We start from the raw sequence: 23,529 nt of genomic DNA, 5'->3' as shown, positions 1-23,529 counted from the left end.
GCGAAAGGTGTGCGACTATGGAAGAATTAAAAAAGACAGTAAAAGTACCGGAGATGGATCAACTTCGGTCCATTTACTCGTTGAAATTCGAAGATTTACAAGAATGGTTAAAAGAACAAGGGGAGCCTCAATTTCGTGCTACGCAAATATTTGAGTGGTTATACCAAAAGCGTGTTACTACATTTGAGGATATGTTAAACCTATCAAAAGATTTACGTGAAAAACTAAAAGCTTCTTTTACAATCACAACCTTGAAAATTGTCACTAGACAAGTTTCCTCGGATGGAACGGTAAAGTTTTTATTTGAATTGCATGATGGATATTCAATAGAGACTGTTGTCATGCGCCATGATTACGGAAATAGTGTTTGTGTTACAACACAGGTTGGATGTAGACTTGGCTGTACGTTTTGTGCATCAACATTAGGTGGATTAAAGCGTAATTTAGAAGCTGGGGAAATTGTTGCACAAGTGTTAGAATCGCAAAGAGCGATGGACGAAGTGGAAGAAAGAGTTAGTTCGGTTGTCGTTATGGGAATCGGTGAGCCTTTTGATAATTATGACGAGCTTGTTCCTTTCTTGAAGACAATCAATCATGAAAAAGGCTTAAATATAGGTGCTAGACATATCACGGTCTCTACGAGTGGTGTTGTTCCGAAAATTTATAAATTTGCTGATGAGAAAATGCAAATTAACTTTGCTATTTCTTTACATGCACCAACAACGGAAATACGCAGTAAACTTATGCCTGTAAACCGCGCTTGGCCACTTGAGAAACTGATGGAGTCTATTCGATATTATATAGAGACAACAGGTAGACGAGTTACGTTTGAATATGGATTGTTTGGTGGTGTAAATGATCAAGAGGAACATGCACATCAATTGGCAGAGCTAATTAAAGGAATTAAATGTCATGTTAATTTAATTCCTGTAAACTATGTGTTAGAACGTGATTATGTACGAACACCAAGAGAACAAATTTTTGCTTTTGAAAAAGTATTGAAAAGCAAAAATGTGAATGTAACGATCAGAAGAGAGCAAGGTCATGATATTGATGCAGCTTGTGGTCAGCTTCGGGCAAAGGAGCGAAAAGAGGAGACGAGGTGATTGTAGGAGATGGAGTTTACATTTCGAACAGATGTAGGGAAAATTCGTGCACACAACGAGGACAGTGGTGGTGTTTTTAAAAATGACATAGGTGTTCTCGCTGTTGTAGCTGATGGCATGGGTGGACACCGTGCTGGAGATGTGGCTAGTGCAATGACTACAACCTATCTGCAGGATGTATGGGGAGAAGTAGAAGAAATGGCTACGGTGGTCGATGCAGAAAAGTGGCTAATAGAACAGTTTGAACAAATTAATGAACATTTATATGCTCATGCAGAGAAACATTCTGAATGCAGGGGAATGGGAACGACACTTGTGGTTGCTTTATGTACGGAAGAATTTATCTCAATTGCCCACATTGGAGACAGTCGAGCTTATATATATAATGAATTTGGATTTCAATTAAAAACATCAGATCATTCTCTTGTTCAAGAGCTTGTTCGTAACGGTCAAATATCTGAAGAAGAAGCCGAGCATCACCCAAGACGAAATGTTTTATTACAGGCACTTGGGACAGAACGTGAAATTAAAATTGATGTGACAACTTTACAAGTTGAAGAGGAGCAACATGTTTTGCTATGCTCGGATGGCTTGACGAATAAAGTTAACCACGATGAATTGAAGGCGCATCTTGAGGGCGCTGGAGAATTGTCAATAAAAGCGGAGAAGTTAGTTCATTTGGCAAACGAGCGCGGTGGGGAAGATAATATAACAGTTGCTCTTGTCCACTATAAAGAAGAATCAAATGAGCGGAGCAACGCTCAATGATCGGTCAGCGTATTAGTGGTCGTTATCAGATCCTTGAGACGATTGGCGGCGGTGGAATGGCAAATGTTTATAAAGCGCTCGATGTCATTCTAGACCGCCATGTTGCCGTAAAGGTGTTGCAACCTCAGTTTTCAGACGATGAACAATTTATTCAACGGTTTAGACGTGAAGCACAATCGGCTACCAGTCTAGCTCACCCTAACATTGTCAATATTTATGATGTTGGAGAAGAAGGAAACACGTACTACATAGTAATGGAATATGTAGAGGGTCAAACGTTAAAAGAATTAATTCAATCCCGTGGACCCATTTCCGTTGAAGAAGCCACTGACTATATGGAGCAAATGCTTGCAGCTTTAGAACATTCGCATGCCAATCATATCATCCATCGTGATATAAAGCCGCATAATATTCTAATCAGTAAAGATGGGATCGTAAAGGTAACTGATTTTGGGATTGCTAGAGCTATCTCTGCCGCTACGATTACTCATACAAATTCCGTTATGGGTTCAGTTCATTACCTTTCGCCAGAACAAGCCAGAGGAGGACATGTTACCTATAAGTCAGATATTTATTCGTTAGGTATCGTTTTATATGAAATGGTAACAGGAGAGCTTCCTTTTCAAGGGGATACAGCTGTCTCTATTGCAATCAAACATTTGCAAACGGATGTTCCTTCAGCGAAAGAAAAAATTCCAACCTTGCCGCAAAGTATTGAAAATATTATCAAAAAGGCAACAGTGAAAGATCCTCTTAAACGATATCCGAGTGTTCAAGAGATGGAAGAGGATGTTGCAACGGCATTATCACCAGAGCGGTTCAACGAAAAAGTGTTCGTACTAACGAGTGAAGATGACGAAGCAACGAAAGCTATTCCAATTATTCGGAATGATCACCAAAACGCTGATTTAGATAAGACGGTTGAAGCGCCAGTAAAACCTATGAATCAACCTGTAGAGCAGGTGAATAAAAACATAGAACCTCAAAAACCTAAAAAAAGTAAGAAGAGCAAAGGGAAAAAATGGTTTGCTACTTTAGTTATCTTAGCTTTTCTTATTCTAGGTGGATTTGTTGCAGCGTTTGCGTTACTGCCATCCATTTTTCAAGTGGGAGAAGTGGAAGTTCCCAATGTTTTAGAACTTCCTTTTGATGAAGCAGAAGAACAATTAACAGCTTTAAACCTTGTTGTTGTAAGGGAAGATGAAGAGCATGATGATATCCCGCATAATCGTGTTATTAGACAAAGTCAAACACCAGGTTCTATAGTAAAAGAGGGTTCTTCTATACGGTTATTTGTAAGTCTTGGGAAAGAAGAGATTGAACTTGAAGATGTAGTCGGAATGCGAATTGAACGTGCTGAGAATATTTTAAGAGGGCTTGGTTTTACTGTTGAGACATCTGAGACTGAGACGGATGAGGAGTCAGAGGGTATTGTTCTCACCCAAATTCCTGCAGAAGGAACTCTTGTCATTCCTGATGAAACAACGGTCCACTTAACATACAGTGTAGAAAGAATGATTACGTTACGTGATCTAGTGAACGAAAGAGAATCTGACGTTATTAATTATTTAGACGAAGTCGGGCTTACGTATAATTTTAGTTACGAATATTCTAATACGATTGAATCTGGTAGGGTCTTAAGACAATCCCCCTCCGCAAATACAGAATTGAGCAAGGGAGAAGGTGTTCGATTAACCGTCTCGCAAGGCCGAGAACCAGCACCAGAGCCAGAAGAGGAGCCTGTATTTAACTACGAAGTGAATCAAGAAATTCATATGTCACAAGAGGAACGTGATGCAGGTGAATCATTTGATGTTCGGATTGTATTTAGAGATAAGACGACCGATGGGCAAGATAAGGTGTATTTTGAAGATACCATCGACGAGACGAAGTTATTTCAAATCCCGTTACAAACAACCCCGTCGCAAAGTGGATATATCGATATTTATATAAATGGTCAGTTGGAAAAGAATTTAGGTCCATATGAGTACCGGAGACGTTAAATTTACAAAGTGATTAGAGGCATGCATGGGTAGTATGTGCCTCTAAATCATTGGTTACTAAATTAGGAGGTTCCTGAATGGCAACTGGAATGATTGTTAAAGCATTGAGTGGTTTTTATTATGTTCAAACAGAAGACGGTATTTTCCAATGTCGTGGGAGAGGAAATTTCAGGAAGCGTCAAATTAAACCTTTAGTAGGAGACGAAGTAGAGTTCGAAGCTGAAAATGTCACTGATGGCTATATTCTTGATGTATTTGAGCGTAAAAATGAACTAGTGCGACCGCCAATAGCAAATGTCGATCAGGCTCTACTCGTGTTCTCTGCATTAGAACCAGACTTTAGTCCATTGCTACTGGACCGTTTTCTTGTACATATTGAAGCAAATGATCTAACTCCAGTTATCATCATTAGTAAGGTGGATCTCCTTGATGAATCGAACCTACATGAGATTGAAGTTTATAAAAAAGAGTACGAAGAAATCGGTTATTCTGTTTTATTAACATCTACGTTAAAAAACAATGGCATGGAAGATATTTTTCCCTATTTACAAGGAAAAGTAAGTGTCGTAGCTGGGCAATCAGGTGTAGGGAAATCTTCGCTTTTGAACAGCTTGAAGCCTGAATTAAATATTGAAACGAATGAGATTTCATCTCATTTAGGTAGAGGAAAACATACAACGAGGCATGTTGAATTATTGTCTATCGGCGGAGGGTTAGTCGCTGATACACCTGGTTTTAGTTCTCTTGACTTTATTGATTTAGAGGCAGAGGATTTATCTCGTTGTTTTCCTGAGATGGAAGAATTATCAGCAGATTGCAAGTTTAGAGGCTGTACTCATACATCAGAGCCAAAGTGTGCGGTTAAAGCGGCTTTTGATCAAGGACAAATTAGTCCTACAAGAATGAAGCATTATCTGCAATTTTTAGAAGAGATTAAAAGTCAGAGAAGGAGATATGATTAATGGTTAAAATTGCACCGTCAATCTTATCGGCTAATTTTGCTAATTTAGCTAAGGATATTAAAGATGTGGAGAACGCTGGAGCTGATTACATTCATGTTGATGTCATGGATGGACATTTTGTTCCGAACATTACGATTGGGCCACTTGTTGTGGAAGCCATTCGACCAATTACAAACTTACCTTTAGACGTTCATTTAATGATTCAAAATCCGGATGTTTATATCCCGCAATTTGCAAAAGCAGGAGCGGATATTATATCTGTACATGTTGAGGCCTGCCCTCATTTACACAGAACCATCCATTTAATAAAAGAACAAGGGGTAAAAGCTGGGGTCGTTTTAAATCCAGCTACACCTGTAGAGTTGATTGAACCTATACTAGAGGAAGTAGATCTCGTCCTTTTAATGACCGTTAATCCTGGATTTGGTGGTCAACGATTCATTGAAGCTGTATTAAATAAGATTGAGAAATTAGCGCGCTTAGTTAACGATCGTCAGTTATCAATTGAAATTGAGGTTGATGGTGGAGTGAATCCGAAGACAGCTAAAAAATGTGTGGAAGCTGGTGCTAATGTGTTAGTAGCCGGGTCTGCTATTTATAATCAAGAAGATCGTGCTCAAGCCATAGCGGAAATTAGAGGGTAAGGGTAACAACACACTCCAGTAGTGTGTTGTTTTTTTATAGGTTTATTTTTGATTGATCGATCAATTATGTAGTGCGGTGAGGGGTGGTTTAGAGGGGGCGATTATTTTCTTTGAAGATGAACATTCTTTTTCTCTAGACATATATTGAGGTATAGGGCATATGCATAATGATAAAGAGACAAGGATAAATTGCTCATTGGCAAAAAGATAAGACAATCGGGAATCTAAAAAAATAGGAATAGTTTGTCGTATCTAGTTATATATTTTTAAAAGAGCAATTATTTTAATCCTTATCATTGATTCTTGTCTGAAACAAAATGGCTTGGTGGATAGGAGCACATGCTTCGCGTCCTAGGTCGTGAGTCAAGTTTCTTTAACATTATCCCCGTGGTGGCTATTCACGTTGAGGAGGAGGAGCTATGAAATTCTACACGATCAAGCTACCTAAGTTTTTAGGTGGGTTTGTCAAGGCAGTATTGAACTCATTAAAAAAAGGGTAAACAAAAAAGCACCGGTATACGGTGCTTTTTTGCTACAGTAGTAAAAGTTCTTCACTACCTGTGTGAATGAATATTCACAACTTATACGCGTTCAACTTTACCAGACTTAAGTGCGCGAGTCGAAACGTATACACGTTTAGGTTTGCCGTCTACTAAAATACGTACCTTTTGAACGTTTGCACCCCAACGGCGCTTCGTTTTATTAAGTGCGTGAGAGCGTTTGTTTCCAGTACGAGCTTGTCTTCCAGTAATATAACATTTACGTGCCATGATATGCACCTCCTTATTCCCAATACAGACACTTGAAATCATACTTGAATATAGTAGCATAGCCCTTGGTATAATGCAATAGCTTCCTAGAAACTTTATCAAGTAATCTTGCTTGACACTTGCAAAAAGGTTGCAATTCGAATACGCTTTTAAATTGAGGTATAGTATAGTAAAATAACCTTAATGAATCAAGTTTGTCTTCGAGAGGGAGGAATGGAAATGTCAATTGAAATGAAAACTCAACTAGGTGTTGTAGATGTTTCAAAGGATGTTGTTGCAACAATTGCTGGTGGAGCTGCGATAGATTGTTATGGGATCGTAGGTATGGCTTCTCAAAAGCAATTGAAAGACGGTCTTTCCGATTTATTAGGGAAAGAAAATTTCCGTCGGGGTGTCGTCATTCGTGAAGACGAAGAACAAATTCATATTGATATGTACATCATTGTCAGCTATGGAACAAAAATTTCTGAAGTGGCTTACAACGTACAAACAAAAGTGAAATATCAACTAGAACAAATGTTGGGTCTTGATGTTGATTCTGTGAATATCTTTGTTCAAGGGGTCCGCGTCACGCCGTAAGCGCTTGGTTAGGAGGAAAAAGTTCGTGGCAAAACAAATTGAGGGTAATAAGCTTGCCTATATGTTTATTGAAGGAGCAGCTAATTTAGCGAGGCACGTGAAAGTGGTAGATGCATTAAATGTGTTTCCTGTACCAGATGGAGACACAGGGACAAATATGAACCTGTCTATTACTTCTGGAGTAAAGGAAGTAAAACAAAACATTCAAGATGACTCGAGTAAAGTAGCTGCTTCGTTTGCAAAAGGGTTGCTAATGGGAGCAAGAGGGAATTCAGGTGTAATCCTTTCACAACTATTTAGAGGGTTCTCTAAGCAGGTTGAAGGAAAAAAACAAATTACAGCTTCTGATTTAGCGCAGGCATTTGAGAGTGGAGTTGAAACAGCCTATAAAGCGGTTATGAAACCTGTAGAAGGTACGATTTTAACTGTCGCCAAAGATGCTGCCAAACACTCTTTAAAAGTAGCGAAGAAACATGATGATGTTATTTATGTGATGGAAGAAACGTTAAAAGAAGCAAAAGCTTCGTTAAAGCGAACACCAGATTTGCTTCCTGTCTTAAAAGAGGTAGGTGTAGTCGATTCTGGAGGACAAGGATTGGTTTATATTTATGAAGGTTTTCTTGCTGTATTAAAAGGGGAAAAGCTCTCAGAAAATATTTCACCAGTAGACGAAGTTTCCATGGAGAATCTAGTAAAGGTTGAACATCACAATGCTCAAAGTCATATGGCTACTGAAGATATTGAGTTTGGGTTCTGTACAGAAGTGATGGTTCGAATTGATACTGAAAAAACAAAGAAACATCCATTTGTTGAAACTGATTTTAGAGAAGAATTAAGTCAGGTTGGTGATTCACTTCTTGTTGTTTCAGATGATGATTTAATTAAAGTACATATTCATGCTGAGCAGCCAGGAGAAGTTTTAACGAAGGCGCAAAGGTATGGGGAATTAATTAATATTAAGATAGAGAATATGCGTGAACAACATACTCACCTTCTTGATGAAACAAAAGAAGTGTACGGACAAGAATCAACTCCTGTTGATAAGAAAAAGGAAAAGAGTGAATTTGGAATTGTAACGGTTGCAATGGGAGAAGGTATTGCTAATCTTTTTAAAGGGTTAGGTGCTGGGGTTGTAATTGAAGGTGGCCAAACAATGAATCCAAGTACGGAAGATATCATTAATGCAATTGAGGAAGTTCATGCAGAAAAAGTGATTATCTTACCTAACAATGGAAACATTATTATGGCTGCTGAGCAAGCTGCCGAAGTGGTCGGTGAGAAAGCAGTCGTTGTTCCTTCAAAAACCGTTCCACAAGGTCTAGCTGCCTTATTATCATTTAATCCAACTCAAGGTTTAGAGATCAATGCTGGCATGATGAAAGACGCGTTGTCGACAGTTAAGTCAGGTCAGGTGACGTTTGCTGTTCGTGATACGAATATTGATGGAATTGATATTAAAAAAGATGATTTTATGGGTATTGCTGAGAAGAAAATTGTTAGTTCTGGTGCCGATATTCTTGAAGTAACAAAAGAACTTTTCAAGCAGATGATTGACGATGAAAGTGAAATTGTTACTCTTTTGCAAGGCGAAGACGCGTCTGAAGAGCAGACAAATTCGCTTGTTGGTTTTATAGAAGACGAGTTCCCAGATGTTGAAGTCGATGTACACGTAGGAAATCAGCCACTTTACTCGTATATTATCTCTGTTGAGTAAAGTAGAGTGAAGGAGGAAAGTCATGCCAAAAGTGAAAATTGTAACAGATAGCACGGCAGATATTCCAGCTGATTTAGCTGAAGAGTTAGGTCTTACGATCGTACCGTTAAATGTCATCTTCTCAGAAACAGAATCGTATGAAGATGGAGTAACCTTGTTAGCTGATGATTTTTACAAAAAAGTCGAGGAAACAAATACGATACCATCTACATCTCAGCCAACACCTTACCAGTTTGAAGAAGTATACCGCTCCCTTTTAAATGATGAGGAATGCACGATTCTTTCTATTCATTTATCTTCTAAGATGAGTGGAACGTACCAAGCTGCTACCATTGCTAAGCAATCTATGGAAGCTGAAGATTCGATCCACGTTATTGATTCAAAACGAGCGTCTTATGCAGTTGGAATCATCGTTGTTGAATTAGCAAAAATGGCCAAAGAAGGTCATTCTTTAGAAGATTGTCGTGCCAGATTAGAGGAACTCCTTCAAGATACGAATGTGTTTTTTATGGTTGATACACTTGAGTACCTACAAAAAAATGGACGAATTGGCAAAGCTTCAGCCATTTTTGGGTCTATGTTAAAGATAAAACCTATTTTATCTTTATCAGAAGAAGGGGAAGTGTACCCATTTGAGAAAGTGCGTGGTCAGAAAAAAGCAATGAACCGTATTCTTGAAATCTTAAAAGAAAAATACGGGACCGATCCAGTACATGTAGGAATTTCACATGCTGTTAATGATTCGTTGGCTCAAGAAATGATGTCAAACATTAAAAAAGAGTTTGATGTAAAAAGCGATGTAATTACATCAATAGGAGCCGTTATTGGTTCGCATGTTGGACCTGGAACGGTTTCTATAGCTATGACAAAAGCTTAATTATATTAGGGTGACTCACGTTGAAGATGCCTGACATCTAGTGTGCAATTGACAATGAAAATGGTTCCACCTTTTCGTTGAAACGATATTGTGTTCGCTAGTCGGCACTTCTCCTGAGTCACTTTTTCTTTTTTTGTATAATGGCATTAGAATAGGGGGGTTACAATGAAGTATCGTACAGTCTTTGACATTATAGGTCCAGTAATGATTGGACCATCGAGCTCACATACAGCGGGCGCAGCTAGGATTGGGAGGGTTGCTCGTACGTTATTTGGGCAAAAACCAGACCGAGCAGATATTTATTTTTACGGTTCTTTTGCAAAAACATACAGAGGGCATGGGACAGATGTTGCCATTGTCGGTGGAGTGTTGGACTTTGACACTTTTGATACTCGTATTACTGAAGCATTAACTATTGCCAAAGATCAAGCGATCGAAGTGAACTTTCATGAAGAGGAGGCTATCACTGACCATCCAAATACAGCGAAAGTTGTGCTAACAAAAGATGGGGAATCGATAGAACTTGTGGGTATATCGATTGGAGGAGGAAAAATTGAAATTATTGAATTAAATGGTTTTGTTCTTCGCTTATCAGGAAATCATCCTGCTATCCTTGTTGTTCATAACGATCGATATGGGGTTATTGCTAGTGTGTCTAATGTACTCGCGAAATATGAAATAAACATCGGACATATGGAAGTATCGCGGAAAGAACGTGGAAAAGAGGCGTTAATGGTTATTGAAGTAGATCAAAATGTAGACGATTCAATTTTGCTTCAATTAGAGAAATTGCCGAATATTATGAATGTAACAAAAATTCACGATTAGAAAAAGTGTACGAAGTGGAGGTGGCTTTTGTGTTTAGAAACGTAGCTGAATTAATTGAACTTGCTGAATCTAGTAATAAGAAAATCTCAGACGTGATGATTGAACAAGAGGTAGAGGTAACAGGTCGCACAGTGGAAGAGATTAAGGGGCAGATGCAAAAAAATCTACAGGTTATGAAAGCGGCGGTAGAAAGAGGAATAACCGAGAAGGTTCGCTCTGTGTCAGGTTTAACCGGCGGAGATGCGGTTTTGCTTCAAGAATATATAAAAAAAGGAAACTACCTATCAAGTGAAACCGTTTTGGATGCAGTAAGTAAAGCGGTGGCAACGAATGAAGTGAATGCTGCCATGGGAACCATTTGTGCTACACCTACAGCTGGTTCTGCAGGAGTAGTTCCAGGTGTCTTATTTGGAATGACAAAAAAACTAGAGCCGACAGATGAACAAATGGTCCATTATTTATTTGTAGCAGGTGCCTTCGGATTTGTTGTTGCAAATAATGCATCCATTTCGGGTGCAGCAGGGGGATGTCAAGCAGAAGTAGGGTCTGCTACTGGAATGGCTGCTGCTGCTCTTGTTGAACTTGCAGGAGGCACTCCAAGTCAATCTGCTGAAGCAATGGCCATTGCTCTAAAAAATATGTTAGGACTAGTGTGCGACCCTGTTGCTGGTCTGGTGGAAGTCCCTTGTGTGAAACGAAATGCAATTGGAGCTTCAATTGCTGTCGTAGCAGCAGATATGGCTCTGGCAGGAATTACGAGCAGAATTCCTTGTGATGAAGTAATAGATGCGATGTATAAGATAGGTCAAACAATGCCTGAAGCGTTAAGAGAAACAGCACAAGGAGGGTTGGCTGCGACACCAACAGGGCGTGAGCTTGAAGCGAAAATTTATGGTGTGTCGCTCGATAAGAAATGAATGATGCAATGAATAGGCCCGTTACAGAAGTGGCGGGCGTTGGAGAAGAAACGGCAAAGCAATTACAAGGCTTACGAATTTATACAGTTGGCGATTTACTGGAGCATTTTCCTTTTCGTTATGAAGACTACAAATTAAAAGATTTACATGAAGTAAAACACGAAGAACGGGTAACCGTAAATGGGGCTGTCCAGAGTGAACCGACTGTTCGCTATTTTGGCAAGAAGAAAAATCGCCTTTCCTTTCGATTTTTAGTTAATCAAATTTTAATAACCGTTACATTCTTCAATCGAGCTTTTTTAAAAAGTCAAATTAGTGTTGGATCCGAACTGACGATTACGGGGAAATGGGATCAGCATAGGATGACGATTACGGGAAGTGAACTACATAAAGGTCGGGAAGAAAAAGAGCAGACGATTTCTCCGATTTACTCGGTATCGGGTAAGTTAACAACAAAAGGTATTCATAAGTTTATTTATCAAGCAATGAATCAATATGGTTCTGAGATTGATGATATTCTTCCAAGTGAAATCTTACATATGTACAAACTTCCTAGTAAAAAAGAAGCGTTATCTAGACTTCATTTTCCTCCCAATGCGGAATCAATGAAACATGCTCGAAGAAGAATGGTCTATGAGGAATTTTTATTATTTCAATTAAAAATGCAAGCGTTCCGAAAGGCAAATAGAGATCATACGAATGGGAGAGCCCTTCAAGTTCCTGATTATGAGATTTCAGTATTTATAGACAATCTTCCATTTCCTTTAACAGGTGCGCAAAGGCGAGTAGTCCATGAAATTATTACCGACATTCAATCAAGTTATCGGATGAACCGGTTGCTTCAAGGTGATGTTGGGTCAGGAAAAACGGTTGTTGCAGCTATTTGTATGTACGCCGTCATTCGTGCAGGCTATCAAGCTGCATTAATGGTTCCGACAGAAATACTTGCTGAACAACATGTTCAATCATTAAAAGGCATTTTAGAACCATACGGAATTCCTGTTGAACTGTTATCAGGTTCTGTTAAAGGGAAAAAAAGGGCTGAGCGATTGGCGTTATTGGAAAATGGTGATTTGCCTTTGGTAGTCGGTACACATGCTTTGATTCAAGACGATGTGAAGTTTCATAAACTAGGATTGGTTGTTACGGATGAACAACATCGTTTTGGTGTGGAACAAAGGAGAGTTTTACGGGACAAAGGAGAAAATCCAGATGTTCTTTTTATGACAGCTACTCCTATCCCGCGAACTTTGGCTATTTCAGTATTTGGTGATATGGATGTGTCGATTATTGATGAAATGCCAGCGGGAAGAAAGAAAATTGAAACGTATTGGGCTAAGCCAGACATGCTCGAGCGGGTGTTAGAATTTATAGAAAAAGAGCTTCGGGCAGGTAGACAAGCATATGTAATTTGTCCACTCATTGAAGAGTCAGAAAAACTCGATGTCCAAAATGCCATTGATGTTCACATGATTTTAGAGCAACACTATAAAGGGAAATGGAAAGTCGGTTTAATGCATGGGCGTCTTCATGCCTCTGAAAAAGAAGCTGTAATGGAATCGTTCAGTGTGAATGAAACGCAAATTCTAGTTTCTACAACAGTGGTAGAAGTAGGAGTAAATGTTCCTAATGCTACTATTATGGTCATTTATGATGCGGAACGCTTTGGGCTAGCGCAGCTTCATCAACTACGAGGCAGAGTGGGTCGAGGAGAGGCTCAGTCGTATTGCGTGTTACTAGCAGATCCTAAGTCTGAAGTTGGGAAAGAACGAATGAAAATTATGACGGAAACGAATGATGGTTTTGTTCTTTCTGAACGGGATTTAGAGTTGAGAGGTCCAGGTGACTTCTTTGGTGCGAAGCAAAGCGGACTCCCAGATTTTAAAGTTGCGGATGTTGTCCATGATTATCGGGCGCTGGAAGTAGCGAGGCAAGATGCTGTAAAACTAGTTGAATCAGCTGAATTTTGGACTGAAAAAAGGTATGAAGGATTACGTCGTTATATTGAGGAAAAAGGGGTCTTAAACGGTCAAAAGATCGATTGACTATTGAAATCAGTGAACAGCAATTATATACTACTCTTAGGACCTAGTCATATATTCAATGAGCAAAGTGGGCGGTGCATGCCATGAAACGAAAGAAAAAGGAAAGACAAGACCTCTTAAAAGTAACGTTAGAAGAGAATCCTTTTATGACAGATGAAGATCTTGCCGATCAATTTTCTGTTAGTATCCAAACGATCCGCCTTGATCGACTAGAGCTAGCTATTCCTGAGTTAAGAGAACGAATAAAAGGTGTGGCTAAGAAACAACTTGACGATGTTAAAGCACTTTCTCCAGAAGAAGTGATTGGAGAAATTGTTGATTTGCAATTAGATGAACGGGCAATCTCCATTTTAGACGTAAGAACTGAACATGTTTTTACTCGGAGCGGAATTGCTCGTGGACATCATTTATTCGCTCAAGCGAATTCGTTAGCGGTGGCAATAATTGATGATGAGATGGCTCTTACACAAAAGGCAACCATTCGATTCACTAGACAAGTACAAGCTGGGGAAAGAGTTATAGCAAAAGCAAATATAACAGGTATTGAAAAAGGAAGAACATCAGTAGAAGTGAAAAGCTATGTAGATCAAGAGCTAGTATTTTCAGGTGAATTTGTGATGTTTCGGACAACGGAAAGAGAGACGAGAAGGAGAGAGTCCTAATGAACATATCCATTGATGCTATGGGAGGAGATCATGCGCCTAAAGCACAAGTAGAAGCTGCTCAAAAAGCGATTCAAGCGTTTCCTGAACTGGAGATTACATTAGTAGGAAATGAAGCAGAAATTAAAAAACATATTACGAGCGAAAAGCAATTAAAGATATTACATACAACGGAAAAAATTGAAGATACAGATCAACCAACAACAGCTGTTCGAAGAAAAAAAGATTCTTCAATGGTATTAGCCGTCAGAGAGGTCAAGGAAGGCCGTGCTGATGCATGTATTTCCTCAGGGAATACAGGGGCGTTAATGACTGCAGGGTTATTACATGTGGGTCGCATAAAAGGGATTGATCGTCCTGCATTATCTCCTATGTTACCTACACTTGATGGGAAAGGATTTTTATTATTAGATGTAGGTGCCAATATGGATGCAAAGCCTGAACACCTACAACAATATGCCATTATTGGTAAGACATATATGGAAATGGTACGAAACGTTAAAAATCCACGTGTAGGGCTATTAAATGTTGGCACGGAAGATGGGAAAGGAAATGAGCTGACGAAAGCAGCTTTTCCTCTTTTAAAATCGAGTGAAATAAATTTCGTTGGAAACGTAGAAGCCCGCGATTTATTGTCAGGTGTGGCGGATGTTGTCGTTTGTGATGGCTTCTCAGGGAACCTTGTCTTAAAGTCGGTTGAAGGGACAGCAGGAACTTTGTTTTCTTTGTTGAAGAAAGAACTAACGAGTTCATTTGTGAATAAGTTAGCTGCCGGAATGTTAAAATCGAGCTTTAAAGAAATCAAAAGTCAATTAAGTTATTCTGAATATGGCGGTGCTGGACTGTATGGATTAAAGGCACCTGTTATTAAAGCACATGGTTCATCAGATGAAATTGCTTTTTTCCATGCGATTAGGCAAGCGAAAGAAATGGTTGAGCATCAAGTAGTAACCATCATTAAAAATGAAGTTGCTAAAATCGAAGAAGCAAAGTAAAAGAGGAGGGAAGATTATGGGTAAAATTGCTTTTTTATTTCCAGGACAAGGGTCTCAAGCTGTTGGAATGGGGCAAGAATTACTAGATGAGGAACGAGTTTGTAAGGAGATCTTTGAACGTGCAGATCAAAGGCTAGGATATTCTTTATCAGAAGTAATGCTTCACGGCCCTGAAGAGACATTGAGACGTACAGAGAATACACAACCAGCTTTAGTGACAATGAGTACAGCTGTGCTAGAACTGTTAAAAGAGGAAAACATTCAGCCTGATTACGTAGCGGGTCATAGCTTGGGTGAGTATAGCGCATTAGTAGCTGCAGGTGCCATGTCCTTTGAAGATGCGGTATTTGCAGTTAGAAACCGTGGATTGTTTATGGAGGAAGCTGTTCCTTATGGAGAAGGAGCAATGGCTGCTGTACTTGGTTTAGAGCGAAGTGTCTTAGAAGATGTTTGCTTAAAGGTGAGCAAGGAGACATCTGAGCCCGCAGAATTGGCAAACTTAAATTGTCCGGGGCAGATCGTAATTTCAGGTTCTGCTAAAGGGGTACAATTTGCTAGTGAAAAAGCAAAAGAAGCCGGTGCAAAAAGAGTGATTCCTCTTCAGGTGAGTGGACCGTTTCATTCAAGCCTTATGAAACCTGCCGCTATCAAATTGAAGGAAATACTAGAACAATTATCCGTTTCAGACGCTACCATTCCCGTTATTGCAAATGTGTCTGCAAAAGGAGTACAAGAAGCGTCGCAAATTAGGGAAAATCTTTTTGAACAAGTTTATTCCCCTGTTCTTTGGGAAGATACGATTCGTACACTGCTAGATGAAGGTGTTGAATTGTTTGTGGAAGTAGGTTCTGGTAATGTCCTCTCAGGTCTAGTCCGTAAAGTGGAAAGAAGAGCAAAAGTAGTGGCGGTAAGTAATCGAGAAGGCGTTCAAAAGCTGAAAGAGATGTTAGAAGGAGTGACAGAATGATGTTACAAGGGAAAACAGCCATAGTTACAGGAGCGTCTCGTGGAATTGGACGAGCGACGGCAATAGAGTTGGGGCGAAATGGGGCCAATGTAGTTGTGAACTATGCAGGAAGCCAAGAGAGAGCTGAACAAGTCGTTGCTGAAATTAAATCACTTGGTGTTGATGCTTTAGCTATTCAAGCAGATGTTGCTGACAGCGAACAAGTTCAGGCTATGGTTAAAGAAACCATTGAAGTGTTCGGACGTGTTGATATTCTTGTAAACAATGCAGGAATCACGAAGGACAATTTAATTATGAGAATGAAAGAAGAAGAATGGGATGCAGTTATTAACACGAATTTAAAAGGTGTTTTTAACTGTGGAAAAGCAGTAACAAGACAAATGATGAAACAACGCTACGGTAGAATTATCAATGTAGCATCCGTTGTTGGAGTGTTAGGCAATCCCGGTCAAGCGAATTACGTAGCGGCTAAGGCAGGGGTTATTGGCTTAACAAAAACAATGGCTCGAGAACTTGCGAACAGAAATATTCATGTGAACGCCGTTGCACCTGGATTTATCGAAACAGATATGACAGATGAATTAGGTGAGGATATGAAAGGTCAATTGCTCTCGCAAATTCCACTAGCTACACTAGGGAAACCAGAACACATTGCTAATGTTGTACGCTTCTTAGCAAGCCCTGATGCAGACTATATGACAGGACAAACCCTCCACGTAGACGGCGGAATGGTGATGTAGAGTTACTATCAAAAGGGCGGTTTTCCCTTTTGATAGTAACTCGAAGCGATGAGCGGAGCCGCCGTAATGTTTTAAGCCTTTTAGGAGTGGGTTTCTCCTAAAGGGCGCACGGCGAGAGAAGCCAGCGCCACATGTTCGCACGGATAAGGAAGAATATCCTTATAAAAAGTCGAATTTAGCTTTTTTATGTAATTTTATAAATAGCTAGTTGACAGAGCGGGTGTTCATAGGTAAACTTTTCCTAGCCTTCACCTTGTTGTGATGTAGCTTGCTTTGATCTTTGAGAGGAGGTGAACGAAACATGGCAGATACATTATCACGTGTTACTAAAATCGTTGTTGATCGTCTAGGAGTGGAAGAGGCTGAAGTAAAGCCAGAAGCTTCATTTAAGGATGATTTAGGTGCTGATTCACTAGATGTGGTTGAATTAGTAATGGAACTTGAAGATGAATTTGATCTTGAAATTTCTGATGAAGAAGCAGAAAAAATTTCAACTGTAGCTGATGTAGTTGATTACATAAACAGCCGTCAGTAAAAAGGGAGTCCCATATGCTTGGCCATGTGGGACTTGCTTTCAATTTAATATGAATGATGTTGGAGGTAGCTATGCCACAATCTTCGAAATACCAACGAAAGTCGAAATCCCATTATTCAAATGATCGAAGACGGGGAAATCGCAAAATGATTCTTACAGAAGAGCAGAAAAAGAAGTTTGATGATTTAATGCAGCGAACTGAGTTGACTTTTGAAAACAGAAAGCTATTAATTCAGGCTTTCACCCATTCATCCTATGTAAACGAGCACCGTATTTATTCTTTTCAAGACAATGAGCGATTAGAGTTTTTAGGAGATGCAGTGTTAGAACTTTCCGTTTCTCAGTTCCTATTTAAGAAGTTTAAAACGATGAGTGAAGGCGATATGACGAAACTACGTGCTTCTATTGTTTGTGAACCTTCTCTTGCTCAATTTGCTCAGGAGTTGCATTTTGGAGAGATCGTTTTACTAGGAAAAGGAGAAGAAATGACGGGGGGACGTGCCAGACCAGCTCTTTTGGCAGACGTCTTTGAAGCTTTTATTGGCGCTCTTTATCTTGATCAAGGATTAGATTCAGTCTTCAAATTTTTGAATGATACGATGTATCCAAAAATAAATGAAGGTGCTTTCTCTCATATGATGGATTTCAAAAGTCAGCTTCAAGAGTTCATTCAACGTGACAACCTAGGGCAAATCCAATATATTATCGTACAGGAACGTGGACCTGCACACAATCGAGAGTTTGTCTCGGAGGTGCAATTGAATGAAGCTGCTCTTGGAATTGGAACAGGTAGATCAAAAAAGGAAGCAGAGCAACATGCTGCGCAACAAGCATTAATGAAGTTAAGTGAGCATGAAAAGTTAAAATAAAAAAATGTCCTCTCATATGGAAATCGAGAGGACATTTTTTTATTTGTTGAATTCATAATTCATTGGTTGGTTATTTACGTAATCTTCCTAATTCGGTTACGATAGCGTCTAATTCACTAACAGAGAAAGAGGACTTCTTCTGAATCATTTCGTAAATATCTCGTAATTCTTCATACTGCTCAGTGTCAAAGCTCTTTGAATTTAATGCTCCTGCATTGACTATTTGCAATTTGTTCTTAATTTCTTCAATCATGTATTCAATATTGTCACGTGTATTTACGTCTAAATTCATCGGTTCGATTCACCCCTAGATTGTTTATGTATGTATCGTATCATACACTTGTCCTTTTGTCCTCTCCATCTGTAATTGAGGCATAGACTATGGTAAAATAGGTTAGTTGTTAATTAAAGGTTAGGGGGAAGGAATATGTTCCTCAAGCGACTAGAAGTCGTTGGGTTCAAGTCTTTTGCTGAACAAATCAATATCGATTTTGTGCCAGGAGTGACAGCAGTAGTTGGACCAAATGGAAGTGGAAAAAGCAATATTTCAGATAGTATTCGCTGGGTTTTAGGTGAACAATCGGCAAAATCATTGCGGGGCTCCAAAATGGAGGATATCATTTTTGCCGGCAGTGATAGTAGAAAACCATTAAATTATGCCGAAGTTAGCCTCATTTTAGATAACGAAGATCAGCATTTATCTATAGATTATAGTGAAGTGAGTGTAACAAGAAGAGTGTATCGCTCTGGTGACAGTGAGTACTTAATTAATAAGCAGGCATGTCGTCTAAAGGATATCGTTGACTTATTTCTTGACTCTGGGTTAGGGAGAGAAGCCTATTCTATAATAGGTCAAGGAAAGGTAGAAGAAATTCTAAGCAATAAAGCAGAGGACCGTCGCGTGATTTTTGAAGAGGCCGCAGGGGTCTTAAAATACAAGACTAGAAAAATAAAAGCAGAAAAACGTTTACAAGAAACCCAAGAAAATCTTTACCGGGTAGAAGACATTTTGCATGAACTTGAGGGGCAAGTAGAACCTTTGGAGATACAAGCTTCTATAGCAAAAGATTATCTACATAAACGTGACGAGTTAAAGGAAGTGGATATCGCTTTATTGGTTCATGAAATTGACGAACTTCATGAAATTTGGACCCTTGAAAAAGATAACCTTCAAAACCTCTTGCTGTCTTATGAAGAACGTCAAAAAAAGCTTGAAGAAATGGAACAGTTGAGAGCGACGCTTCGGGAAAAGACGAATCGGCTATCAACGCAATTCACTCATTTACAAGAAGAACTGTTACAAGCGAGTGAAGAACTTGAGAAAAGCGAAGGAAAACGGGAAGTCCTTAAAGAACGGAAAAAGAATGCTTCTGAAAATAAAGCGCAGCTTGAACGCTCGATTAACGACAAGACATCCCAGCTTCAGTCTATACTCGTTGAATGGGAAGAAGAACAAGAGGCGTTAGCAACCGCTAGCCAAAGGCTCTCTGTTTTAAAAGAGGCAGTTTTAAAGAAACAACATGCTTTGGAGCGTACGCATTCAGATGTTGAGGAAGAGATTGATCAATATAAAGCGGATTACATTGAAGTTTTAAATGAGCAAGCAAGTATTCGGAATGAAAAGCGTTATTTAGAAGAGCAATTACAAAAACAAGAGGCTAGGCATGAACGATTGCTTATTGAAAATGAGGACTTGCTACAAGCTCGAGAGCAAGTGAAGAAAAAACTTGAAGCAGCCGAGCAAGATGCTATTCTTCAAGAACGAATACTCGAAAAGGTTGGAGAAGACTACCGGGCGTTGTTACGAACGTTTGAACAAGAGAAAGAACGATATCAAAAGAAAGAAAGTCAACTCTATGAAACCTATCAAATGGCACAAAAGATCCAATCTAGAGCAGATGTTTTAGAAGAAATGCAAGCTGATTTTTCGGGATTTTTTCATGGAGTAAAAGAAGTGTTAAAAGCTAGGGATAGCAAATTATCGGGAGTGATTGGTGCGGTTGCTGAGCTGATTCAAGTTCCAAAGGAATATGAAACGGCGGTCGAAATTGCCTTAGGAGGTGCCTCTCAACATATCGTCATGAAGACCGAAGCTGATGCGAGATTGGCTATTCAATTTTTGAAACAGAGTCGAATGGGAAGAGCAACTTTTCTTCCATTGCCTGTTATAAAGCCAAAAAGTATCTCTGAATTTCAAATTGAACAAATGAAAAAACATAGTGCTTTTGTAGGTGTAGCTTCAACACTACTTGCTTATGACGACCGATATGAGGCGATCATTTCGAATTTACTTGGTAATGTCATTGTCGCGCGCCATTTGCAAGGAGCAAACGAGATAGCGAAACTTTCTGGTCACCGTTTGCGTATTGTTACCCTTGAAGGGGATGTAGTTAACCCTGGAGGTTCGATGACAGGTGGATCTGTTAAGCAGACCCAAACACCATTACTTGGTCGAAAGAGAGAACTTGAGGACTTAAAAGAAAAGCTTCAAAAACTTGATAACGTAACGAAAAAGCTTGAGGCTGAAGTGAGAGAATTAAAGACGAAGAGATCTCAGAAAGAACAAGCTTTAGAAGAGTTACGGACAAAGGGTGAAGAATTAAGGCAAATCGTTCAAGATGCGAAAGCAACAGTCCGAGAATTAGAAAGAGAAGTGGAAAGATCGCAGGATCAGTATTCGCGCTTTGATCGAGACAAAACGGGATATGTAGAGGAAGTTAGACGATTGAAACATCGTTTATCTGATTTGACGAAAGCATCTGAAGAAGCGACAATTCAAGCTTCCGAGTTAGAGTCTAAAGTCAAAATGCTTGAGCGACAACAAATGGAGCATCGGAAATCCAGAGAAAGTCTTCAAGATGAATTAGTTCAAGATCAAATTGATTTAGCTACGGCGAAGGAGAGATTTCATTCAGTTGAGGTTCGAGCGGAACAAGTGTCTAGAACCAAAACTCGTCTAGAAGAAGAACTAACGGAACAGAAAGATCATTATGGTTTATTGATAGGAGAAATGTCAGACCGGTCAGACGGTGAGACTAGTCTCGATGTACGAATTGAAAAAAGTCGACAGCAAAAGGCGAAGTTAACAGAAGCTATAGCGAATATGAAGAGCGAGCGAGAAGAGGTCGAGCAAACGTATGCTGAACTAGAACACACGTTAAAAATACAGCAATCAGAGCATGTCATACTTGCTGATGAGTGTCGCAAAATTGAAGTGAAAGTCAATCGAATGGATGTAGAGCTAGATAATAGATTGACTCACTTGCGAGAGGAATACGAGCTCTCCTTTCAAGCGGCAAAAGAAAAATATAAGCTCACCCTTCCTCCTGAAGAAGCTAGGACGAAAGTGAAATTAATTAAACTTGCGATTGAAGAACTAGGAACAGTTAATATTGGGGCAATTGATGAATATGAACGAGTTCGCGAGAGATTTGACTTTTTGTCAGAGCAGCAAAAGGATTTGTTAACGGCTAAAACGACATTACATGATGTGATCTCTGAGATGGATGAAGAGATGACCAAAAGATTCTACGATTCTTATGTTCAAATTCGTGAACATTTTCAAACCGTATTCAGGGAATTGTTTGGTGGGGGAGAAGCAGATTTAGTCTTAACCGATCCAGAGAATTTGCTTGAAACAGGCGTAGAAATTTTAGCAAAGCCCCCGGGGAAAAAGATGCAAAATCTTGCTCTTCTTTCTGGTGGTGAACGCTCATTGACGGCAATAGGTTTGCTTTTTGCTATATTAAAAGTTCGACCAGTTCCTTTTTGCGTATTGGATGAAGTGGAAGCCGCTCTTGATGAAGCGAATGTCAGTAGATTTGCCAACTTCCTAAAAGACTTTAGTGAAGCAACACAATTTATTGTCATTACACATCGAAAAGGAACGATGGAAGAAGCAGATGTATTGTATGGGATAACGATGCAAGAATCTGGTGTATCTCGTCTCGTTTCGGTTAAATTAGAAGAAACGAATGAATTAATGAAATTATAGAAAGTCAGGTGTAAACATGAGCTTTTTTAAGAAACTAAAAGAAAAAATAACGAGCCAAACATCAGAAGTGACAGATAAATTTAAAGAGGGTTTAGAGAAAACACGGGACTCCTTTGTAGGGCGAATGAATGAACTGGTCTATAAATATCGTAAAGTTGATGAAGACTTTTTTGAAGAGCTTGAAGAGTTACTTATCAGTTCTGATGTTGGTGTGACAACAGTAATGGAATTAATTGATCAGCTAAAAGATGAAGTTCGACTTCGTAACATCAAAGATACGAAAGAAATACAACCTGTTATTTCAGAGAAATTAGCTGAGCTGTTAGAAAAAGAAGGTGACGATACGACTTTAAACCTTCAGGAAAATGGCATGACCGTGATTTTAGTTGTTGGTGTCAATGGTGTAGGGAAAACTACGTCTATTGGTAAATTAGCTTATCATCTTAAGCAACAAGGGAAGTCGGTTATGATGGCAGCTGGAGATACGTTTCGTGCTGGTGCAATTGAACAACTTGAGGTATGGGGAGAGCGAGTAGGGGTTGACGTAATTAAGCAACAAGAGGGATCAGACCCAGCTGCAGTCATGTATGATGCCTTACAAGCCGCAAAATCACGTAATATTGATGTTTTGTTATGTGATACAGCTGGCCGACTTCAAAACAAAGTAAACTTAATGAATGAGTTAGAAAAAGTTAAACGCGTTATCGAACGTGAAGTCCCAGGAGCGCCGCACGAAGTTCTTCTCGTATTAGATGCGACAACTGGTCAAAATGCAATGTCGCAAGCTAAGACGTTTGGCAAGGCAACAAATGTATCAGGAATTGTGTTAACAAAACTTGATGGAACAGCTAAAGGTGGAATTGTATTAGCTATTCGCCATGAGCTTGATATTCCAGTCAAATTTGTTGGACTTGGAGAACAGATGGATGATCTTCAGGCGTTTGATGCAGAACAATTTGTGTATGGATTGTTCCGTGAATTAGTGGAAGCAGAAGTAGTAGAGGAAGAATAGAAAACAGTAGATGAAGCTGCACCAAACGGTACAGCTTCTCTTTCTTGAATGATAAAAACAGAATCGTAACGGATGCTTATTTTAAACTAAGAAGAGCGTGACAGAATTGTAGTAGGTTATGTTAAGAAAAAAACTTGACACTTAAACTTAGATGTTGTAACATGATATCTCGTAAAGGGAAATCACTTAACAAGGGGTTGGTTGTGTGTTAGATAAGACATTTAGAATGAATTATTTGTATGATTTCTATCAGTCGCTGCTAACACAGAAGCAACGTAAATATATGTCATTGTATTATCTTGATGATTTCTCGTTAGGTGAAATTGCTGAGGAGTTTGAAGTTAGTCGCCAAGCCGTATATGATAACATTAAGCGTACTGAAGCTATGTTAGAAGATTACGAAAAGAAGCTGATGCTTCTCTCAAAATTTGAGGAGCGTTCAGAGCTTTTAACTCAGATGAAATCAGCAGTTGAAAAAAACGCGACTCCTGAAGAGCTCATGTCACTGCTTGACTCTCTTGAGAAATTAGATTAGGAGGCGA

Annotated in this window: 23 protein-coding genes; 21 read left to right on the top strand and 2 right to left on the bottom strand. The window is 39.3% G+C overall.

Annotated features, from left to right (window positions below):
* Positions 1–17 precede the first annotated feature (17 nt).
* The 6 genes from rlmN (at position 18) to spoVM (ending at position 5,983) form a co-directional block, all read left to right on the top strand.
* Entirely contained in the window at positions 18–1,106 is a 1,089-nt protein-coding gene (rlmN, locus tag N0O92_RS02460) for a dual-specificity RNA methyltransferase RlmN (protein ID WP_315613023.1), read from the top strand.
* Between the two features lie 9 nt (positions 1,107–1,115).
* Positions 1,116–1,874, top strand: a complete 759-nt coding sequence (locus N0O92_RS02455) for a Stp1/IreP family PP2C-type Ser/Thr phosphatase (protein WP_315613022.1) — start codon at positions 1,116–1,118, stop codon at positions 1,872–1,874.
* Positions 1,871–3,877: a Stk1 family PASTA domain-containing Ser/Thr kinase gene (gene pknB / locus N0O92_RS02450; protein ID WP_315613021.1), complete on the top strand. Its 2,007-nt coding sequence runs from the start codon at positions 1,871–1,873 to the stop codon at positions 3,875–3,877. The genes N0O92_RS02455 and pknB overlap by 4 nt, the downstream gene beginning before the upstream one ends.
* Positions 3,878–3,954: 77 nt before the next feature.
* Positions 3,955–4,839, top strand: coding sequence for a ribosome small subunit-dependent GTPase A (gene rsgA / locus N0O92_RS02445; protein WP_315613020.1), 885 nt, complete (start codon positions 3,955–3,957; stop codon positions 4,837–4,839).
* A complete protein-coding gene (gene rpe, locus N0O92_RS02440; protein WP_315613019.1) occupies positions 4,839–5,483 on the top strand; it encodes a ribulose-phosphate 3-epimerase in 645 nt (214 codons plus the stop codon). Before rsgA ends, rpe begins: the two co-directional genes overlap by 1 nt.
* Before the next feature lie 419 nt (positions 5,484–5,902).
* A complete protein-coding gene (spoVM, locus tag N0O92_RS02435) occupies positions 5,903–5,983 on the top strand; it encodes a stage V sporulation protein SpoVM (RefSeq protein ID WP_034629734.1) in 81 nt (26 codons plus the stop codon).
* An 81-nt stretch (positions 5,984–6,064) separates the two neighbouring features.
* On the opposite strand, the gene rpmB is transcribed toward spoVM, so the two are convergent.
* Positions 6,065–6,253, bottom strand: a complete 189-nt coding sequence (rpmB, locus tag N0O92_RS02430) for a 50S ribosomal protein L28 (protein WP_250095351.1) — start codon at positions 6,251–6,253, stop codon at positions 6,065–6,067.
* A 219-nt stretch (positions 6,254–6,472) separates the two neighbouring features.
* On the opposite strand from rpmB, the gene N0O92_RS02425 reads away from it, so the two are divergent.
* From N0O92_RS02425 to rnc, 12 genes are all read left to right on the top strand, one after another.
* Positions 6,473–6,832, top strand: a complete 360-nt coding sequence (locus N0O92_RS02425) for an Asp23/Gls24 family envelope stress response protein (protein ID WP_315613018.1) — start codon at positions 6,473–6,475, stop codon at positions 6,830–6,832.
* A gap of 61 nt (positions 6,833–6,893) precedes the next feature.
* Positions 6,894–8,546, top strand: coding sequence for a DAK2 domain-containing protein (locus N0O92_RS02420; protein ID WP_315613239.1), 1,653 nt, complete (start codon positions 6,894–6,896; stop codon positions 8,544–8,546).
* Positions 8,547–8,568: 22 nt separating this feature from the next.
* A complete protein-coding gene (locus N0O92_RS02415; protein WP_315613017.1) occupies positions 8,569–9,423 on the top strand; it encodes a DegV family protein in 855 nt (284 codons plus the stop codon).
* A 165-nt stretch (positions 9,424–9,588) separates the two neighbouring features.
* Positions 9,589–10,251 (top strand): L-serine ammonia-lyase, iron-sulfur-dependent subunit beta, encoded by a 663-nt coding sequence (gene sdaAB / locus N0O92_RS02410; protein ID WP_315613016.1) that lies wholly within the window; start codon positions 9,589–9,591, stop codon positions 10,249–10,251.
* Between the two features lie 29 nt (positions 10,252–10,280).
* The gene (gene sdaAA / locus N0O92_RS02405; protein ID WP_315613015.1) at positions 10,281–11,168 is read left to right on the top strand and encodes an L-serine ammonia-lyase, iron-sulfur-dependent, subunit alpha; all 888 of its coding nucleotides are present in this window, start codon (positions 10,281–10,283) and stop codon (positions 11,166–11,168) included.
* Positions 11,165–13,213, top strand: a complete 2,049-nt coding sequence (gene recG / locus N0O92_RS02400; RefSeq protein ID WP_315613014.1) for an ATP-dependent DNA helicase RecG — start codon at positions 11,165–11,167, stop codon at positions 13,211–13,213. Before sdaAA ends, recG begins: the two co-directional genes overlap by 4 nt.
* Before the next feature lie 83 nt (positions 13,214–13,296).
* Positions 13,297–13,875 (top strand): transcription factor FapR, encoded by a 579-nt coding sequence (gene fapR, locus N0O92_RS02395; protein ID WP_315613013.1) that lies wholly within the window; start codon positions 13,297–13,299, stop codon positions 13,873–13,875.
* On the top strand, positions 13,875–14,870 hold the full coding sequence (gene plsX, locus N0O92_RS02390; RefSeq protein ID WP_315613012.1) for a phosphate acyltransferase PlsX: 996 nt from the start codon (positions 13,875–13,877) through the stop codon (positions 14,868–14,870). The genes fapR and plsX overlap by 1 nt, the downstream gene beginning before the upstream one ends.
* A gap of 16 nt (positions 14,871–14,886) precedes the next feature.
* Positions 14,887–15,837, top strand: coding sequence for an ACP S-malonyltransferase (fabD, locus tag N0O92_RS02385; RefSeq protein ID WP_315613011.1), 951 nt, complete (start codon positions 14,887–14,889; stop codon positions 15,835–15,837).
* The gene (gene fabG / locus N0O92_RS02380; protein WP_315613238.1) at positions 15,837–16,577 is read left to right on the top strand and encodes a 3-oxoacyl-[acyl-carrier-protein] reductase; all 741 of its coding nucleotides are present in this window, start codon (positions 15,837–15,839) and stop codon (positions 16,575–16,577) included. Before fabD ends, fabG begins: the two co-directional genes overlap by 1 nt.
* A gap of 301 nt (positions 16,578–16,878) precedes the next feature.
* The gene (gene acpP, locus N0O92_RS02375) at positions 16,879–17,112 is read left to right on the top strand and encodes an acyl carrier protein (protein ID WP_034740877.1); all 234 of its coding nucleotides are present in this window, start codon (positions 16,879–16,881) and stop codon (positions 17,110–17,112) included.
* A gap of 71 nt (positions 17,113–17,183) precedes the next feature.
* Entirely contained in the window at positions 17,184–17,981 is a 798-nt protein-coding gene (gene rnc, locus N0O92_RS02370) for a ribonuclease III (protein ID WP_315613010.1), read from the top strand.
* Between the two features lie 70 nt (positions 17,982–18,051).
* On the opposite strand, the gene N0O92_RS02365 is transcribed toward rnc, so the two are convergent.
* Positions 18,052–18,273 carry a DUF1128 domain-containing protein gene (locus N0O92_RS02365; RefSeq protein ID WP_315613009.1) on the bottom strand — a complete coding sequence of 74 codons (222 nt, stop codon included), beginning with the start codon at positions 18,271–18,273 and terminating at the stop codon, positions 18,052–18,054.
* A 135-nt stretch (positions 18,274–18,408) separates the two neighbouring features.
* Between N0O92_RS02365 and smc the strand changes: the two genes are divergently transcribed.
* The 3 genes from smc (at position 18,409) to N0O92_RS02350 (ending at position 23,522) form a co-directional block, all read left to right on the top strand.
* Positions 18,409–21,975: a chromosome segregation protein SMC gene (gene smc, locus N0O92_RS02360; RefSeq protein WP_315613008.1), complete on the top strand. Its 3,567-nt coding sequence runs from the start codon at positions 18,409–18,411 to the stop codon at positions 21,973–21,975.
* Positions 21,976–21,991: 16 nt separating this feature from the next.
* On the top strand, positions 21,992–22,987 hold the full coding sequence (ftsY, locus tag N0O92_RS02355) for a signal recognition particle-docking protein FtsY (protein WP_315613007.1): 996 nt from the start codon (positions 21,992–21,994) through the stop codon (positions 22,985–22,987).
* Between the two features lie 226 nt (positions 22,988–23,213).
* A complete protein-coding gene (locus N0O92_RS02350; RefSeq protein ID WP_396334464.1) occupies positions 23,214–23,522 on the top strand; it encodes a putative DNA-binding protein in 309 nt (102 codons plus the stop codon).
* Positions 23,523–23,529: the final 7 nt, after the last annotated feature.

Origin of the sequence: Alkalihalobacillus sp. MEB130 (assembly GCF_032335535.1) — a bacterium.
In the GTDB taxonomy this organism is placed as follows: Bacteria; Bacillota; Bacilli; order Bacillales; family Bacillaceae_D; genus Halalkalibacter.
Note: the sequence above shows the minus strand (reverse complement) of the source record. Positions and strands in the feature narration are given on the sequence as shown.